Origin of the sequence: Chromohalobacter sp. HP20-39, from assembly GCF_033052815.1 — a bacterium.
Taxonomy (GTDB): Bacteria; Pseudomonadota; Gammaproteobacteria; order Pseudomonadales; family Halomonadaceae; genus Chromohalobacter.
On record NZ_JAWHTP010000003.1, the window covers coordinates 406204 to 423745 of the forward strand.

The 17542-nt window shown below is 59.1% G+C and carries 19 protein-coding genes and 1 pseudogene; 12 read left to right on the forward strand and 8 right to left on the reverse strand.

The annotated features are described in order from the left end of the window. The first annotated feature begins 117 nt into the window (after positions 1-117). Complete coding sequence (locus tag RVY79_RS08555) at positions 118-1926, forward strand: SurA N-terminal domain-containing protein (RefSeq protein WP_317463702.1); 1809 nt, start codon at positions 118-120, stop codon at positions 1924-1926. Positions 1927-2024: 98 nt separating this feature from the next. Here the strand turns inward: RVY79_RS08555 and RVY79_RS08560 are convergent, their stop codons facing one another. From RVY79_RS08560 to RVY79_RS08595, 8 genes are all read right to left on the reverse strand, one after another. After that, on the reverse strand, positions 2025-2285 hold the full coding sequence (locus RVY79_RS08560) for a YkgJ family cysteine cluster protein (protein WP_317463704.1): 261 nt from the start codon (positions 2283-2285) through the stop codon (positions 2025-2027). A 43-nt stretch (positions 2286-2328) separates the two neighbouring features. Beyond that, the gene (locus RVY79_RS08565) at positions 2329-3168 is read right to left on the reverse strand and encodes a 6-pyruvoyl trahydropterin synthase family protein (RefSeq protein ID WP_317463706.1); all 840 of its coding nucleotides are present in this window, start codon (positions 3166-3168) and stop codon (positions 2329-2331) included. Beyond that, a complete protein-coding gene (gene queE / locus RVY79_RS08570; RefSeq protein WP_317463708.1) occupies positions 3168-3812 on the reverse strand; it encodes a 7-carboxy-7-deazaguanine synthase in 645 nt (214 codons plus the stop codon). Before queE ends, RVY79_RS08565 begins: the two co-directional genes overlap by 1 nt. Then, complete coding sequence (queC, locus tag RVY79_RS08575) at positions 3812-4567, reverse strand: 7-cyano-7-deazaguanine synthase QueC (RefSeq protein WP_317463709.1); 756 nt, start codon at positions 4565-4567, stop codon at positions 3812-3814. Before queC ends, queE begins: the two co-directional genes overlap by 1 nt. Before the next feature lie 132 nt (positions 4568-4699). Continuing rightward, positions 4700-5737, reverse strand: coding sequence for an asparaginase (locus RVY79_RS08580; protein WP_317463711.1), 1038 nt, complete (start codon positions 5735-5737; stop codon positions 4700-4702). 197 nt (positions 5738-5934) lie between these two features. After that, positions 5935-6270, reverse strand: coding sequence for a hypothetical protein (locus RVY79_RS08585; protein WP_317463712.1), 336 nt, complete (start codon positions 6268-6270; stop codon positions 5935-5937). A gap of 70 nt (positions 6271-6340) precedes the next feature. Beyond that, a complete protein-coding gene (locus RVY79_RS08590; RefSeq protein WP_317463713.1) occupies positions 6341-6955 on the reverse strand; it encodes a CBS domain-containing protein in 615 nt (204 codons plus the stop codon). Positions 6956-7026: 71 nt separating this feature from the next. After that, complete coding sequence (locus RVY79_RS08595; protein ID WP_317463714.1) at positions 7027-7527, reverse strand: hypothetical protein; 501 nt, start codon at positions 7525-7527, stop codon at positions 7027-7029. Between the two features lie 250 nt (positions 7528-7777). On the opposite strand from RVY79_RS08595, the gene fliD reads away from it, so the two are divergent. The 11 genes and pseudogenes from fliD (at position 7778) to cheW (ending at position 17473) form a co-directional block, all read left to right on the forward strand. Next, positions 7778-9151 carry a flagellar filament capping protein FliD gene (gene fliD / locus RVY79_RS08600; RefSeq protein WP_317463715.1) on the forward strand — a complete coding sequence of 458 codons (1374 nt, stop codon included), beginning with the start codon at positions 7778-7780 and terminating at the stop codon, positions 9149-9151. 10 nt (positions 9152-9161) lie between these two features. Next, complete coding sequence (gene fliS, locus RVY79_RS08605) at positions 9162-9560, forward strand: flagellar export chaperone FliS (RefSeq protein ID WP_317463717.1); 399 nt, start codon at positions 9162-9164, stop codon at positions 9558-9560. 1 nt (position 9561) lies between these two features. Further along, positions 9562-9945: a flagellar protein FliT gene (gene fliT / locus RVY79_RS08610; RefSeq protein ID WP_317463718.1), complete on the forward strand. Its 384-nt coding sequence runs from the start codon at positions 9562-9564 to the stop codon at positions 9943-9945. Further along, positions 9942-11153: a flagellar hook-length control protein FliK gene (locus RVY79_RS08615; protein ID WP_317463719.1), complete on the forward strand. Its 1212-nt coding sequence runs from the start codon at positions 9942-9944 to the stop codon at positions 11151-11153. The genes fliT and RVY79_RS08615 overlap by 4 nt, the downstream gene beginning before the upstream one ends. Then, the gene (locus tag RVY79_RS08620) at positions 11146-11454 is read left to right on the forward strand and encodes an EscU/YscU/HrcU family type III secretion system export apparatus switch protein (protein ID WP_317463720.1); all 309 of its coding nucleotides are present in this window, start codon (positions 11146-11148) and stop codon (positions 11452-11454) included. Before RVY79_RS08615 ends, RVY79_RS08620 begins: the two co-directional genes overlap by 8 nt. Before the next feature lie 201 nt (positions 11455-11655). Then, a pseudogene (gene flhD, locus RVY79_RS08625) lies at positions 11656-12119 on the forward strand (flagellar transcriptional regulator FlhD). Between the two features lie 11 nt (positions 12120-12130). Beyond that, the gene (flhC, locus tag RVY79_RS08630; protein WP_317463721.1) at positions 12131-12742 is read left to right on the forward strand and encodes a flagellar transcriptional regulator FlhC; all 612 of its coding nucleotides are present in this window, start codon (positions 12131-12133) and stop codon (positions 12740-12742) included. Positions 12743-12900: 158 nt separating this feature from the next. Next, positions 12901-13782: a flagellar motor stator protein MotA gene (gene motA, locus RVY79_RS08635; protein ID WP_317463722.1), complete on the forward strand. Its 882-nt coding sequence runs from the start codon at positions 12901-12903 to the stop codon at positions 13780-13782. 2 nt (positions 13783-13784) lie between these two features. Beyond that, positions 13785-14780, forward strand: coding sequence for a flagellar motor protein MotB (gene motB, locus RVY79_RS08640; RefSeq protein ID WP_317463723.1), 996 nt, complete (start codon positions 13785-13787; stop codon positions 14778-14780). Between the two features lie 24 nt (positions 14781-14804). Beyond that, entirely contained in the window at positions 14805-16982 is a 2178-nt protein-coding gene (gene cheA / locus RVY79_RS08645) for a chemotaxis protein CheA (protein WP_317463724.1), read from the forward strand. Continuing rightward, entirely contained in the window at positions 16979-17473 is a 495-nt protein-coding gene (cheW, locus tag RVY79_RS08650; protein ID WP_317463725.1) for a chemotaxis protein CheW, read from the forward strand. The genes cheA and cheW overlap by 4 nt, the downstream gene beginning before the upstream one ends. Positions 17474-17542 lie beyond the last annotated feature (69 nt).

A 17542-nucleotide genomic window follows, 5' to 3' on the forward strand; every position in this document is an offset into this window, starting at 1 on the left:
GGTGCGCCTTTTTCATGCGATGGCCATTCCGCAACGTGCCCCGCTTTGACCGGGACGCACTCGTTGCCGGTATAATCCGTCCCAGATTTCAAGAATCTCCATCACGTCGAGGCAAGCATGCTGCAACGAATTCGAGAGGGTTCCCAAGGGTGGGCCGCCAAAATGATCGTCGGCGCGATCATCGTGACGTTCGCACTCTTCGGGGCCGAGTCCCTGGTCGGGGTCTTTACCTCCGGCAGTAATGACGCCGCGACCGTGAACGGCGAATCGATCGGCAAGCGGGCGGTCGAGTTGCAGGTACAACGCGCCATTCGTTCAGGGCAAGTGCCGCCCGGTCAGGAGCGCGAGCTTCGTCAAGATGTCCTCGACCGACTGATTACCACTGAGTTGTTGGATCAATACGCCAATGACGGAGGTATGCATCTCTCTGATGCTCAGGTCGACCAGCTCATCGTCAGTCGTCCCGAGTTCCAGGATTCGCAGGGTAATTTTTCCCAGGAACTGTTCACCAACCGTCTTGCGCAAGCGGGCTATACGCCCTTGTCCTTTCGCAGGGAGCTGCGCAGTGACATGAAGCGCCAGCAGCTTCAGCAAGGGCTGGCGCTGTCGACGTTTGTCCTGCCTAGCGAAGCGAATCGCCTGCAGGCCCTACAGAACCAGACACGCGATTTTCGCTATGCAGTGCTCTCGCCGAAAGATCTGCAAGCGCCGGTAGAGGTGAGCCAAGACGACTTGCGGGCCTATTATGATGCGCATCGTGAACAGTATCAGCGCCCCGAACAGGTCAAGGTCGCTTATGTCGTGCTGAATCAGCAGAAGGTGGCCCAGGATGTCGACGTCGATGAGAAGCAATTGCGCGATGCCTATGCCCAGCAGCGTCAGGACGCTCCTCGTGAGGTTGCCCACATCATGGTCGATTATGGCGATGAGCGCACTCGCGAGGAGGCAATGGCGCGTATCAAAGAGGCGCAGAGCGAGCTCGATGAGGGTAAGGATTTCGCGTCCGTGGCGGCCGAGTACTCCGATGATGCGACGTCTGCCGATGACGGCGGTGACCTGGGGGTGATCAAACGTGGCTTCTTCGGCGATGCTTTTGATGACGCTGCTTTTTCGCTTAATGAAGGTGAGGTGTCGTCGATCGTCGATGGCGGCGATGGCTTGCATCTGATCAAGGTCACCGACATTGATTTCCCTAGCTTCGAGGCGCGGCGTGACCAGCTTGCCCAGCAAGTGCGTCTCAATAATTCCAGCGAGGCATTCAATAAGAAAGTTCAGGCGTTGGAAGACCAAAGCTATGCCGCAGAAGATCTGCAAAGCGTGGCTAAGGAGCTAGGTCTGACACTGCACACGAGTGACTGGGTTTCCAGAAAGAGTGCCCAAGGGATGCTTGCCGAGCCTGGCGTGATGGATGCCGTGTTCAGCGAGGATGTGCTGGAAAATGGCTACAACAGTGATGTGCTGGAACTCGACGCCCAGCGCCGTGCTGTGGTGCGCGTCGTCGACCATCGTGATGCCACGACCCTGCCGCTCGATGAAGTCAAAAACCAGGTACGTACAGCGGTCAAGGAAGCGAAAACGCGCGAAGCGCTTGAAGCCCGGGCCGAGGAATTGATCAAGAAACTCGACAACGGTGACTCGGTGTCACTCGACTGGCAGAGCGTCGAGGATGCCACGCGCAATGGCGATAGCGCTCCCGATGCGGTATTGCGCCAGGCTTTCCGCCTACCACATCCCGGTCAGGGCAGTAGCTTCGGGCAGACGCCGACCGAGGATGGGGTCGCGGTTATCGAGTTGACCAGCGTGCGTGCCGGCGATACTGAGGGTACGGAGGGCAGTGCGCAAATGGCTCAGCGATTGCGCGCACAAGCTGCCATTCAGGGCTTGATCGAGACACTGCGCGAAGACGCCGAAATCAAACGTCATTGACCGATGTTCACGTGGGAAGGTCAAAAGCGCGGCTCCTGGAGCCGCGCTTTTTTATTTGTGCAGGAGGTCGTTTATAGGTTGTCGATCAGGGGAAAAGCTTAAGAAAACGTTTCGGTATGACGTTCCAGATCATCGAGGATGGTCAGCGCCTCTTCGCGACTGTCGCCGCAGATTGCGCGATCGTAATCGAATGCCCGGCAGACGGTGGGCCGTCGGGAGTCGCCGAACAGTCGGCAGCGATTGTCTTCATCGAGTTGAACGCAGCGGACGCCTGCGGCCTTGCCATCGGGCATGCCAGGAATAGGAGAGCTGATAGTCGGCGCGATGCAACACGCGCCACAACCGACGCGGCACGACATGGAGATGTTCCGTATAGAATGGGTGATGTGTTTGACGTCTCGATCACACTGATTCGGCGATGGCGCCCTTATCGATGCCCTCGAACGCCTGCACGCGAATCCGGCTGCGCGTCTCCTGGGCGATCTTGTCGGCCAGCCAGGCGGCGATATGCTCGATGGTCGTGGGTGTCGAGAGCACATGGCAGCGCTCGCGGGGAAGCGTCAGGTAAAAGCGGCCTTGTTCGGCGCTGTAGGCCACGCTGAACGTATCCAGAGACTCATCGGCTTGCGGTGCGAGATCCTCCTCGTGGATCAAATAGCAGGCATCCAGCGCCTGCGCCCATTGTCGCTCCAGCTCGGGGGCGTGCTGCCCATCTTGCCAGATGTGCAGGCGTGAACGATGGCCATGGGCGATACGCTGGCAGTTGCCAGCATGGTGCTTGAGTCCATGACTGTAGGTATAGGCGGCCGTCTCGATGTCTTCGTCGCGCAAACGTAGGCGAATCGTCTCCACCTTGACGGGTGGTCGACGGCTGAGTTCGGCGGAGAGGTGCGTGGCCAATTGCTCGATGGTGATCTCCGGCCAGGGCAGCAAGGTGAAGCTTTGGCGCGGACCTCGAAGCTCGATGGGGTAGGGAAACTGCGTGCGCAGGCAGAGCCCTTCGGCGCAATCGAACACCTGGATTCCAGGCGCCTGAGTTGGTACCAGCAAGGTATGGTCGAGGCCGCCGTCGAGGTATGCCTTGATCCAAGGTTTGACCTCGCCGAAGTCGAACAACATGCCATCGGGGCCCAGCTCGCCGTCGAGTTCGGCATCGACATGCCAGCTGGCACCCATTAGCCCGTACGTGGGTGACCACAGCGATGCGTCGATATGGGTGAGGTGGTTGACGAAAAGCGTCATCAGTCGATTCCCGCGATCTTGTGGGTTTGCAGCGCCAGGCGCCACTGTGGATGAGCAAGGCAGTAAGACACGGTTTCTCGCATGGTCGTGCCTTGCCCGCCGCGCGGCGCGAGATCCATTGGTTGCAGGAAGAAATGCCTGAAGGCGAGATGCGTAAAGTGCTCGGGCATAGCATCGGACTGCGGAAATACCAGCTTCAGCTCGTCGCCATGTGTGATGCGTAACGTTGCGTCGCCCTTGGGGCTGACGCATAGCCAATCGATGCCGTCGGGCGATGGCAGCGTGCCGTTGGTCTCGACGGCAATTTCGAAACCTTGGGCATGCATGGCCTCGATAAGCGCTGTGTCGAGTTGTAGCAGCGGCTCGCCGCCGGTGAATACTACGTAGGGTACGGCAGCCTCTTGCGCGTGAGGCCAGAGACTCATGAGATGGGCCGCCAAGGCGTGGGCGTCCTCGAAGCGACCGCCGTGCTGACCGTCGGTACCGATGAAGTCGGTATCGCAAAAGCGGCAGTGGCTGGTGGCACGGTCGCGTTCACGCCCCGACCAGAGATTGCAGCCCGTGAAACGGCAGAAAACGCTGGCACGCCCGGCGCGGGCGCCTTCGCCCTGGAGCGTATAGAAAGCTTCCTTGACGCTGTACATTACGACATCTTCTCCGGCGCGACATAGGTAAGGGGATCGTCGATCCCCTGCGCGGCGAAGGCCGCCAGACGTTCCCGGCAGCTACCGCATTGACCGCAGGCGTGTTTGCCTCCCAGGTAGCAGGTCCAAGTTTGAGCGTAGTCGAGCCCCATGGACAAACCATCGGCCAGGATCCCGTGCTTGCTGGCATACAAATAGGGGGCGGCAATGCGCACAGGCTTGAAATCCGCGATGGCGGCAACCGCGTTAACGCCTTCGACGAATTCGGGGCGGCAGTCGGGATACAGCACATGATCGCCGCCATGGGCACCATAGAAGCAGACGTTGGCACCGATGTTGATGGCGTGACCGATGGCCAATGAAAGTAGGATCATGTTGCGATTGGGCACTACCGTGGCGGCCATGTTGTCGGCATCATAATCGCCTCCGGGCATGTCGCGTTCGGCATCGGTAAGCGCGGAATTGCCGATCAGGCCGTGGATGGCACGAATGTCGACCACTTGGTGGGCGACACCCAGCTGCTGGCAGACTTGGCTTGCGGTCTCGAGTTCGCGTGAGTGGCGCTGACCGTAGTGGAACGACAAAGCGTGGACGTCGAACCCGGCGCGCAAGGCGCGATGCAGCACGGTATAGGAATCCATCCCGCCGGAATAGATGACCACGGCCTTGGCAGTGTCGTCGGGAGTGGTGAGTGCGGTGATGGGGGGTTCTCCAGTCTCGGATGGCCGGAGAGAGTGACGTGGTACGTCGGTCATGAGATTTGTCCTGAGCGGAGAATTTGTAGCCTCCCGCAAGTGTCGCAACACTCGCGGAAAACACGCCCGGGATCCGGTCCGGGCGAAGCGCGCACAGTGTAACCGGCGAACCATTCGCCGGCTAGCGTGGCGTCAAGTCAGCGCGCTGCGTTCGCCGCATAGTGAGGTCAGGAATTGGCGACGGCGTTGAGCTTCGGGCAGCGGCTGCGAAACCAGGTGGGCGAGTTTGGTGAATGCCGCCTCGGGGGTCATGTCGTCGCCAGCGAGCGCGCCGATATCCTTGAGGGCGTTGCCGCTGGCATAAGTGCTCAACGCAACGGGGCCGTGCGGACACTGGCTGATGATGGCAAGTAACTTGCCGCTGCTGCTGGCGTTAGCAAGTGCTCCGATGAGGGCGTTGTCTTCGGGAATGTTGCCACTGCCCCAGCACTCGAGCACTGCGCCGTGTACCGTGTCGTCGTCGAGTAGACGCGCGACTTGATGTGCCTGGATGCCGGGCCACAGTGGCAAGCGCACGATAGATGACATGGACTTCAGGTCGGGAAGCTCGAAGCGTGGTGCGCCGCCAGAAGAGAGGAGCCGCGCAGCATAGAGGACCGGTTGAGTCTCGATGATTTCCCCCAACAGCGGCCAGTTGGGAGAATGGAAACCATCGAACGCCTGGGTATCCCATTTGCGCGTGCGACAGCCGCGCATGAGTTTGCCGCCGAAGGCAATAGCCACCTCGGTGAGATCCGTCAGGGTGGCGAAGCGCAGCGCCGTTTCGACGTTGTCGAGTGCGTCGCTGTGGGGCGCTTCCAGTGGTTTCTGCGCGCCCGTGACAATGACCGGCTTACCCAGGCCCTGCAATTGGAAGGCCAGGCTCGAGGCCGACCACGCCAAGGTATCGGTGCCATGCAAGACTACGAAGCCGGCATAGTCCGCATAGCGTTCGGCGATGTCACGCGCCAGACGTTGCCAGTCGGCGGGCGTGGCGCTGCTCGAGTCAATGGGCGTCGTGTATTCGAGCATTTCGAAAGGCGGGAGGGCATCACGCCGGGACGTCGTGAGGTGTGTGAAGGCTTGGCGCAGACGTGCTTCGAAGTCGCCGCCGGGGCGAAGTCCTCGAGGCCCGTCGAGCATGCCGAGGGTGCCGCCGGCATAAAGGACGAGAACGGTGTTGGAAATCATGGTGTCACGGGTGTCCGGGGAGATATCGTAAGAGTGTGATGATAGCTAGTCGACGTCTCGTTCGGCCAGCGACCACCCATCGGAAGGGCGCGGTGGCGTTGCCGAGGCATCCGGGGTGGCAGCCTTCTGGCGTATTGCAGCGACGTCTTCGTGGCTGACGAAGCGCAATTTACCGTCATTGCGCTGAGGCTGAGAAATCAGCGGGCCTGGAAATTCCAGCAACGCTCGGGGACCCAGGAAACGTAATAACGTCGACCGGCATATTCGGCTTCACGCTCATCGATCAAGCGTAGCTCGTCGCGTAGTGGTAGCCGCGCGAAGAGATCGGAATGCCAGACCTCGTGATGCTCACCGATACGTACGGGCCCTACGAACGTGCCGTGGGCCAAGGCGCTTCGACGATGCGAAATCCGCTCTGTGCCCTCTGCCATTCCTCTGCCACACAGATGCAAGGTCGTGTCGTCGAGTTGTTTGACGACCCAGATGGCAATGCTCTGTCGGCGGGACAGGCGGTCTTGCAACCACTTGAGCATGCAAGCTCCTTCGACCGGTAAAAGACGCTACCGAGCTCGGCGATGAGTGCCGAGCTCGGTGAGGCGTGCGTTACAGGTCGTGCCCGAGAATGACTTGGCAAATAGCGGCGAAGCTACGCGCTTCCGGTGGGTGATCGAGATCGATCCCCAGCGACCGGCTGATATCGGAGGCCGACACCAAGCCGCGAATGATCGGGCCTTGCTCGCCGGGCGCGGTGATCAGCAAGTGTTGGTCACCAGAGGCCTTGAGTGTTTCCACGAGGTCGCCGACGCGTGCGGTTTCCAACTGCGCTAGCGACAGCGAGTGCAACTGCTCGCGTGGCGTCTGGATCATGTCCACGGTGACTTCCTCGCGTGGCACGTCGTGTTGCTGCATGGCGATGGTGATCTTGCGTCCCCCGACCAGCTCGCGAGCATTGATGACACCCGTGAAACTTCCATCCGGGCCCATGACCATGAGCAAGCGCACACCTGCCTGTTTCATGGTGTTGAGGGCCTGCGAGATGGTGTTGGAGGTCAGGATGGTCTGGGCACGCTGTGTGCTGAAATCGGTCAACAGGCGTGCCGCGGGGCTATCCAGCGTTAGCTTGTGGTGGGTGACGCGCGGTTGAGCGATGCCGGTGACGCCGTCCAGCTCCGATAGGGTCAGCGTGGAGTAGAGGTGCGGTGTGGAAGATGTCGTCATGGTGCATTGCCTCACTTGCTAAGCTGCCAGGTCGCGTTGGAGGCCGCAGGACGCAGCCCGGCGAGCAGGTTTTAGATGTGCTGGCGAAGATCGCCACGTACACTGTCGAGAAAAGTAATGAAATGGAGGTCGCGATCATCATCCTGACGGTCGATACGGCACCCCATCTTCATAGTGCGTTGGACGAGAATTTCATCGTAAATATCCAGCGTGACCTTGAGAGCTGGCTTGTCGCCGGGCGCGATGCTTCCGTCTTCGAGAGTGAAACTCTCCAGTAACGTCCCGCGTACGCGGGTGATGCCGCCTTCAGAAAGAACCCGGCGTACGAACAGCCAGCCTTCACAGGCTAGGGAAGCTTCATGTGGGCGTCGGCGAAGGAAAAGCGTTCGGTAACAAGCGCCTTCTGCGGCGCCTTTCTCCGCCATGCTGCGGTAGCCCTCGGCGACACGCGACGCCATTGCGCCTGACTCGGCCAGTTTGCGCACGGCAGCGTTATGCTCGCGATGGAGCTGGTCTTGACGTTGAAAGCGTTGCCAGCGTGCGTAGTCGGCGAAAAGCGATGTCGAGTCCATCGTGGCTGTGGCTCCTAGGGTCGATTCGAATTGCCTATCATCGCTCATCGAGGCGTGATATTGCCAGCGTCCACGGTTGTACGAGGTGATGGGCGTCGTGTCCGACGCCACGGGAAATGATGATACGCCAGGCCTAAAGTTTGCGCGTCGGGTGCCGATGTACGAATTAAGTTCGTAAAGTGTGTCTTTTCGGCGCTAGTGTCGACGAGCCTCGTGGTAAAAATATCGATCCATTCAGTGAGGGCATGTCATGCCAACGATTACTTCCCTGGGCGTTGGTTCGGGGCTGGATTTGAGTGGCTTGCTGGACGAGCTGGAAAAGGCTGAAAGCGTGAAGCTAGAGCCGATTACCGAACAGAGGGCAAGCTACAAGGCCAAGCTGTCGGCTTTCGGGAAGCTGGAGAATGCCTTGGACTCGCTGCGCGAGGCGGCGACGGCGCTGGATGATTCCGAAACCTTTCAGGCGCTCAGCAGCCAAATGCAGGGCGATGCCGTCAGCGCGTCGGCCGATAGTACTGCTGTGCCAGGCCGCTACCAGGTCGAAGTCACTGCCTTGGCCCAGTCGCAGACGCTGGCCTCAGGAGGTTTTGAAGAAGCGGCCGAACTCGGTACCGGCGAGCTTGCCTTCAGCGTTGGGGAGGAGGCGTTTTCCATCACGCTCGACGCTGACAATAACACTCTGGAAGGCTTGCGAGACGCGATCAACGCGGAAGGTGCCGGTATCAGCGCCTCAATCATCAACGATGGCAGCGCCACGCCCCAGCGTCTGGTGTTGACCGCCACCGAGACGGGCGAGACGAATCAGATCGCGATTTCTTCCACGAATGCGGCGCTGCAGACGACCTTCGGTTTTGACCCTGCGGCGCCTGCGGCTGGCGACATGCGCCAGACGGTGGCGGCTCAGAATGCGCAGTTGAGCGTGAACGGTATCGCCATCACCAGTACCTCGAATCATGTCGAAGGGGCCCTGCAGGGCGTCACACTCGACCTGACGGCGACCAATGAAGGCGCGGCGGATACATTGACGCTCAGCCGCGACGACGCTGCGATCAAGGGTTCCATCGAAGGTTTCGTCAAGGCCTACAATTCGCTGCAAGGCACCATGTCGAACCTCACCTCGTTCGATGTCGAGACCGGAGCGGCGGGTGAGCTGCTGGGCAATTCCACACTGCGCGGCGTGGAGTCGCAATTGCGCAATGCCATGGGGGATGTTGGTGAAGGGGACTATGGGTTGCTGTCCAACATGGGGATTTCCTTGGCGCTCGATGGAACGCTCGAAATCGACGATGAGGCCTTGGATGAAGCGATCGAGGGCAATCTCGACAGTGTCAGTGCGTTTTTCGTCGGTTCTGAAGAGCAAGGCGGATTTGCTGCCAACCTGGAGACGGTGTTGGGTAGCCTGCTGGAGGATGGTGGAACACTGGATACCGCTACCAGTGGCATCGATACGTCGATCGAGCGCCTCGGTGAACGCTATACCCGTATGCAGGAGTCCATCGACGCAACGGTGGATCGCTATCGAACGCAATTCGCTGATTTGGACTCGCTGGTGTCGCAGATGAACTCGACGAGTTCTTATCTGACCCAGCAATTCGATAGCTTGAATACACAATTGAACCAATAGGGGAACTATCATGAACATGATGCGAGGTGCCCAGGCCTATGCCCGTGTCGGCGTCGAATCCGGGGTGATGTCGGCCAGTCCTCATCAGTTGATCGTGATGCTGTTCGACGGCGCGCAAGCCTCCATCCGTGCTGCCAAGCTACACATGGAAGATGGCAATTCCGCCGCCAAGGGGCAGGCCATTTCCAAGACCTTGGATATCGTCAACAATGGGTTGTCCGCTGCACTCGACCATGAGCGCGGCGGTGAAATTGCGGAGCGCTTGAGTAGCCTGTATGACTATATCTCACGCCTATTGCTGAAAGCTAACTTGCGCAATGATCAGGCCGCGCTCGACGAGGCCGCGTACCTGCTGGAAGATATCGGTTCGGCCTGGCGCGAAATAGCCCCACAAGTGGATGGGTCATGATATGAACGATGCGTCGGATCGCCTGAATATCTATGAGGATATGCTTGAGCGTTCTCGGGCGATGCGTGAAAGCGCGCATCACCAGGAGTGGGATACGCTGATCCAGCAGCGTGCTCTCTACGTGGACGATGTCGAGACGTTGCGGCGCATGCCTCAAGGCGATCGGCTCAATGCGCAAGAGCGTCAGTACTGCGCGCGGATGATCGAGGAGATTCTTGAGCACGACCGCGCCATTCGAGACCAGCTAGATGCGCGTTGCGAGGAGCTTACGCAATTGATTGGTAGCTCTCGGCGCCAGCAAGCGTTGGTGCGTGCCTACAATCAAGGGCAGGGCTCATTATCGCAGCGTACACGCCCCTCTCGGGGCACTGAAGGGCGCACGTGAGCGGCATCACGCCCATCATCGACACCTTGCTCCATCAGGTACTGGGGCAACGGGTAGATGCGTTGCGAACGAGCGATTTGCCGGCGCCGGTCAAGCCGGTGGCGTACGGTAATGCCATCGAGGCATTCAGTCGTGAGGGCGGCGGGCTTCAGCAGCGCGGCTCATCGCAAGCCGAATTTGCGCCGACGAAGACGCCTATGTCTCCCGAGCTGGGCGTGTCGTCAGGCAAAGCAGGGGAAAATTCGGCAACTCCCCATTCATCCACTACGCATTTTAGTACCGCCGCGCGTACCATTGCTGATGTGTTGGCACGCTTTCCTGCGCCACCTTCATCGATTACCTCACCGCAGCCATTGCTCCAGCAAGGCGATGCCTCGCCGAGGTTTCTGGCCTCTCAATTGCAGCAAAATATTCAACACAGCGGCGTGTTTTACGAGTCGCATCTGGCGCGCTGGTTGAAGGGCGAATGGTCGACGGCTGCCTTGGCGCGTGAACCTCAGATGGCATTGGCGCCGCGCATGCTGGGGACGGCGGGCCTTGGTGCCGACCCGGTGACTCATGCGGCGCGTCCGGATGCGGGGCCGACTGCCTCTCGCTCAGCCATGGCCGAGACGGCGCTACCGACACTTACCTCCTTACGTCCCGCGTTTGCCGTCAATCGCTTCGTCAATGCGCCCTTGCTTGCCCAGCAAGCCGCGTCCCCTGAATTGTCTTTGGCACGAGGGGAAATGCCGGCGAATGAACAACGCCCAGCGCTGGCGAGTGCGGCCTTGAAGCAAATCGGCGCGGATCAAAACGATACGTTGCAGTCGGTCGTCCGCCACCAGCTGGAAATGCTGGTAACGCCGACACTGCGCTGGGAGGGCATGCTGTGGCCAGGTGTCATGCTGGCCATGACGCTGCAGCAATGGTCGGGAGGCGATGGTCAAGAAGCCGGTGATCAATCGCCATCTCAAGGAAATGATAAATCCCCCTGGCATAGCGAGATGAATATTTCCTTGCCTCATCTCGGTGATGTGCATTTGGCCATGACGCTGCGTTCTGAGCAGGTTTCGGTGTCGATTTCGGCGCCTGAGGGGCCAGCCCTCGCACGTCTTTCGGAGCAGGTGACGGCATTACATGAACGTCTCGATGCTTTGGGCGTGCAGGCTGTGATCGATGTGCGGCGCTTGACTGACGAAGAGGGGAGCGAGGAACGCCATGAGTGATACGCCCGACGAAAGGCGGCGTGCCGTTGCGCTGGCCTATCAAGATCCCTCGGCAGCGCCGGTGGTAGTGGCCAAGGGGTACGGTGACCTGGCCGAGCGTATCGTCTCGACAGCCAAGAGCGATGGCATTTTCGTGCATGATGCTCCCGAGTTGGTGGCGCTTTTGATGCAGGTCGATCTCGATGCCCAGATTCCTCCCACGCTGTATCAAGTCATTGCCGAGCTACTGGCCTGGGTCTATGACTTGGAGCGTGAAGAAGCAGCCTCGAGCACGGAGTCAGGAACGTCCTCGAGTCGCTGAATTGCGACGATGGGGTGCGGTTTATTGACGCACCCTGCGATATATAGCTTGCTAATAATTAATCTGCTGTGGCAGGCCTTCAATCGTCGGCAACGCTTGCCGCTCGTGTGTTGCAGCTCCATTCAGCATGGCTGATATCGTCGTTATGGATGAGAGGACTCATCCTTTTTTTGTAAGTATTTGTTGGTTCCCGTGTAGGAGATGTTGAATCTTTTCATAAAAACGTCTCAAAATGATGCGACGGTAAGAATCGAGTCAGCTTCAAAAGCAAAAAAGACTCATGGAAGAGGGGCCGTAGAAGCCTCCTTCGCCACAATAACGTCGTACGCAGGGAATTATATGGAAACCGATAGCCTTCTGGATGATATCCAAGATATCAACCTGTCCTACCTGCTGCTTGCGCAGCGCATGATCAGCGAAGATCGCACCACCGCGCTCTTTCGTCTCAAGATGGACGACGAAATGGCGGATCTCATCGCTTCCTTGTCGATCAAGCAACTGACACAACTCGCACGAACCAACTGCTCTGCCGGCTCTGTTATGACGATCCGGAACAACTTTACAAGCTGACTCACAATCAGCGGGAGCAGGGGTTGGGGCAGACGCATGCTGCCCTGTTGATGGCGAGCGCACGCAACGAGTGCTCGTCCGTCTCTTCGAATTGAGGAGTGTCGTCGTGAGTGAAAAAAGTCTAGTTGGCGAAATGCTGCAGGTGCAGCTCGCCATCGAATTGATCGATCTAGGGGCACGTCTACAAGTACTCGAGACCGAGACGGATTTGAGCCGCGGGCGTTTGATCAAGCTCTACAAGGAAGTGCGTGGCATGTCACCTCCCAAGGGCATGTTGCCGTTTTCGACCGATTGGTTCATTACCTGGATGCCGAATATCCATTCCTCGTTGTTTTACAACATTTACGGGAGCCTGCTCGAAGCCCGAGGCTGCGAGCGGATGTCGGCCTTCGTCAAAGCCTTCAGGCTCTATCTGGAGCAAGTGAGCCTCGAGGAGGGTGAGCCGGTGTTGGGGTTGACGCGCGCCTGGACGCTCATTCGCTTCTTCGAAAGCGGCATGATGCAGCTCTCTGCCTGCACCAGTTGTGGTGGGCGGTTCGTTGCTCATGCGCACAGTCCCGATCACGACTTCGTGTGCGGTATCTGTCAGCCGCCATCGCGTGCCGGAAAAACGCGTAAGAAACGTCAGGCCGAGGAACGCGTGGCCACGCCCCCTCGGCAGGCCGTGTCGGCGGCTGCGTCGGACGTCATGACCGCACGCCGACTCGTCGCGAGATAAGAAGAAGCCGATCCCGGTGTCGTCGTGAGCGCATGCGTAACGCGCGACACCGGGAGGCGACCCGCCGCATTTCTGTATTTTTTCATTCAAGGTGTGTCTCTTCCTGCCGATAGAGATATCAACGGGCCAGTCATGCATGTCGCTAGGAGCGTTCTGCTGTGTTGATTCTAATCGGCTATGTGATTGTTATCGCATCGATCGCGGGGGGGTACACTCTCGTTGGAGGTCATTTCGGTGCGCTGTTCCAGCCATCGGAAATTCTCATGATTGTCGGTGCTGCCGTGGGGGCCTTCATCGCCGCCAACAATGGCAAGGCGATCAAGGCGACCCTGCGTACGTTTTCGAAACTCAAGCGTACGAACAAGTACAACAAGGCGATGTACATGGAACTGATGGCATTGCAGTTCCGCTTGCTGACCAAGGCGCGTCGGGACGGCATGCTGGCTATCGAGCGTGATATCGATGCCCCCGAGGATAGTGCGATCTTCTCCGACTATCCCAAGATTTCCAGCGACCCCTTGATCATGGCGTTCATCACTGACTATCTGCGCCTGATGGTTAGCGGCAACATGGATCCATTCGAGATCGATACGCTCATGGAACACGAGATCGATACCTTCCAGCACGAGGCGGAAATTCCTGCGCATTCCCTGCACAGTGTCGGCGATGGTTTGCCTGCATTCGGCATCGTGGCGGCTGTCATGGGCGTCGTTCACGCCTTGGGAGCGGCTGATCAGGGGGCCGCAGCCATGGGGCAGATGATTGCCCAGGCGCTGGTAGGGACATTTCTGGGGATTCTGCTCGCCTATGGCTTCGTGATTCCCGCCTCTCAGCGACTCCAGCTTCAGGTCACCGAAGCGACCAAGATGCTGCAATGCATTCGTGTGACACTGATGGCAAGTCTGAATGGCCTGGCACCCCAATTATCGGTGGAGTTCGGACGCAAGGCCTTGTTTATCGCTGAGCGTCCTTCGTTTACCGAGCTTGAAGACCATGTTCGCTCAGAAGGAAGTTCCACGCGTGGCACTGGGACGGGCTAAGCATGAGTGCCGAACGCCGCCCGATCATCGTCAAGCGCCGGAAGGTCGTCAGCAAGGGCCATAAGGGGGGTAATTGGAAAATTGCCTACGCCGACTTCATGACGGCACTGATGGCACTTTTTCTGGTGCTCTGGATACTGGCCATGGTGCCCAAGAACGAGCTCCATCATATTGCCGAGTATTTTCGTACTCCTCTGGCAGTGGCGCTGACTGGTGGCGACAAATCGACGGCAAGCACCAGTGCTATCCCTGGAGGGGGAGCGGATCCGACTTTTTCGGAAGGCGAGGAGCGACGCCTGGACGTTCGTCAGCACTCGCGGCCCAGCGATGAAATGCGTCGTTTGAGGATGCTTCGCGAACGTCTGGAGCGTCAGGTCCGTGAAGATCCGAATCTGCGCAGGGTGAGTTCGCAATTGCGTACCGGCTTTATCCCCGAAGGATTGCGCATACAGTTGGTCGATACCGACAAGCGTCCCATGTTCGAACTGGGCAGTGCCCGCCTAGCCCCCTATATGCGCGATCTGTTGCAAGCGTTGGCGCCTGAACTCAATAGCGTCCCCAATGCGATCAGCCTGACCGGCCATACGGATAACTTGCGTTACGCAGGGGGCGAAGAAGGTTACAGCAATTGGGAGTTGTCGGCTGATCGAGCTAACGCTTCGCGTCGTGCGCTAGTGGCGGCCGGGCTCGACGCCGACAAGCTACTGCGAGTCGCAGGAATGGGGTCACGTGTCAATCTCGAAGGCACGCAACCCAATGATGCCGTCAATCGACGTATCAGCATCGTTGTGTTGTCGGAGAAAGCCGCCGAGCAGATACGCGACCGTGGCGAGATGGGTGCACCTAGCCCCGAAGCAATACTTGATGGCGCGGGAGGTCCGCGCTCGGAAGGGTTGTCGCCGACGCAGGGCGCTGACTCATTGATGCGTAATGCACTCCCGCAAGTGTATGAACGCACCACCGGTGGCGGTGAAGGGCAAGATCAGCCATCGCCCTAACGATCACGATCACGTGGAACGAGCATGGATATAACAGAATTCTACGAGACCTTTTTTGAAGAGGCCGAAGAGCTACTGGGCGACATGGAGCGCCACCTGCTCGAGCTGGATCTCGACGAGCCGGATCCGGAGCAACTCAACGCCATTTTTCGTGCCGCGCATTCGATCAAGGGTGGCGCGGGCACCTTCGGGTTCAGCGTGCTGCAAGAAACCACGCACATGCTCGAAAACCTGTTGGATTATGCCAGGCAGGGCGAGCTCATCTTGCGCACGGATATCGTCGACCTCTTTCTGGAAACCAAGGATATGCTTCACGACCAACTTGATGCTTACCGCAACGGCGCCGAGCCGGACCCGGAAGCTTTTGCCCGTATTTGCCAGACGCTGAAGCAGCTAGCGCTGGCGGAGCTGGGGCATGGCGTGGGTAGCGAGCCAGATGCCGATACCGCGTCCTCCGAGCGGGCGGCGGGTGAAACCGAAAGCCCGGCTGGGAGTACGGTTGGCGAGGAAGCGTCGGAGGAGCAGGCGCAGGGGGGGCAGGACGCCGACGCCGATAGTGGCTGGCTGCGTGTCGTGCTTTTGAATGTCTCTGACAAGGATCGTGAACTCCTCGTCGAGGAACTCGGGAACCTGGGGACCGTGACAGAGCAGCACGGAGACGCCGCGCGTTTTGAAGTGGTGCTGGAAAGTGCCTCCAGCCGCGACGATATCGAAGCCGTGATGTGCTTCATCGTCGAGCCGGAGCAACTAGACATCGCGGCGATTGCCGCACCGACCGAGACCGCGCAGGGAGATGCCGCATCTGCTTCGACACCTGCTGTGTCTCAGGACGATACACCGACACCTGAGGTACCGGCCCCTGCTGAGCAGACGGCGGCTCCCGCAGAAAAAACGCCGGCCCAGGCAGCGACCGACGATAAGCCCACGAATGCGGCGCCAGGTAACAAGGGCGGTGGTGCCAAGAAAAAGGCCGGCGCAGAGTCGGCGACGATTCGCGTGCCGGTGGAGAAGGTCGATCAGATCATCAACCTCGTCGGCGAATTGATCATTACCCAATCCATGCTCGAGCAGACGGCCAGCGAACTCGACGTCGCCGCCCATGGCCCACTGGTCAATGGCATGAACCTGTTGCAGCGCAATGCGCGTGACCTGCAAGAGTCGGTGATGTCGATCCGCATGGTGCCGATGGACTACGTGTTCAGCCGCTTTCCTCGCTTGGTGCGCGATCTCACCGGCAAGCTAGGCAAGGATATCGAGCTGGTCACCGAGGGCAAGTCCACCGAACTCGACAAGAGCCTGACCGAGCGCATCATCGATCCGTTGACGCACCTAGTGCGCAATAGTCTCGATCATGGCATCGAGATGCCTGATGTGCGTGAGGCCGCCGGCAAGCCGCGTACCGGTCAACTGACGCTTTCCGCCCAGCACCAGGGCGGTAACATTCTCATCGAGGTAAAGGACGATGGCGGCGGGCTGAATCGCGACAAGATCCTCGCCAAGGCAGCCAGCAATGGCCTGACGGTTTCCGATGCCATGAGTGACGACGAGGTATGGCAGCTGATCTTCGCGGCGGGTTTTTCGACCGCCGATCAGGTCAGCGATGTCTCCGGACGCGGCGTGGGCATGGACGTCGTCAAACGCAATATCCAGGCCATGGGCGGCCACGTCGAAATTCAGTCCTGGCCGGGGAAAGGCACCACGACCCGCGTGGTATTGCCGCTGACCTTGGCCATTCTCGATGGGATGTCGATCAAGAGTGGACCGGAAATCTTCATCCTGCCGCTCTCGGCAGTGCTCGAGTCACTACAGCCCAGCAACGATGATATCTACTCGATGGCGGGCAACGACAAACTGCTCAAGGTGCGTGACGAGTACCTGCCGCTGATCGCCTTGCACGACATTCTGCACATCGACGGCTCCGAGCAGGACCCGACCCAGTGTATCGCGGTCATCCTGCAGGCCGAGGGGCGGCGCTACGCCTTGTTGGTCGATGACCTCGTCGGTCAGCAACAAGTGGTGGTCAAGAATCTCGAAACCAATTATCGCAAGGTGCCGGCCATTTCGGCAGCGACGATCCTAGGGGATGGCAGCGTGGCGCTGATTCTCGACGTCGCCGATGTCAATCGTCTGCACCGTCAGCGTGCCAACTCCCCCAAGCACGCCGAACTAACCGCATCACGCCAGGAGGATGTAGTTTCATGAGTGACATGACCCAGGCCGCCGAGGCGGCTATCGATACGCAAAGCCAGGAATACCTGGTGTTCTCGCTGGGTAGCGAAGAGTACGCCGTCGATATCCTGAAAGTGCAGGAAATCCGTGGCTACGAAAACGTGACTCGTATCGCCAATGCCCCCGATTTCATCAAGGGCGTGACCAACTTGCGTGGCGTGATCGTGCCGATCGTCGATCTGCGCATCAAGTTCCACCTCGACAAGGTCGAATACGAAGGGCAAACCGTGGTGATCGTGGTCAACGTTGCCGACCGAGTCGTGGGCATCGTCGTCGACGGCGTGTCCGACGTCATGACGCTCTCTGCCGATCAGATCAAGCCCGCACCCGAGTTCGGTGAGACGTTGTCTGCCGATTATCTCAGTGGCTTGGGCAGTCTCGAAGATCGCATGCTGGTCATCGTCGATATCGAGAAACTGCTGACGAGCGAGGAAATGGCATTGGTCGAGCAACAAGCACAATAAGCTGTCGCGAGTCGCCACCAGAGCGCGCCGAGACAAACCAATAAAAAACGAACACCAGGGAACCGTATC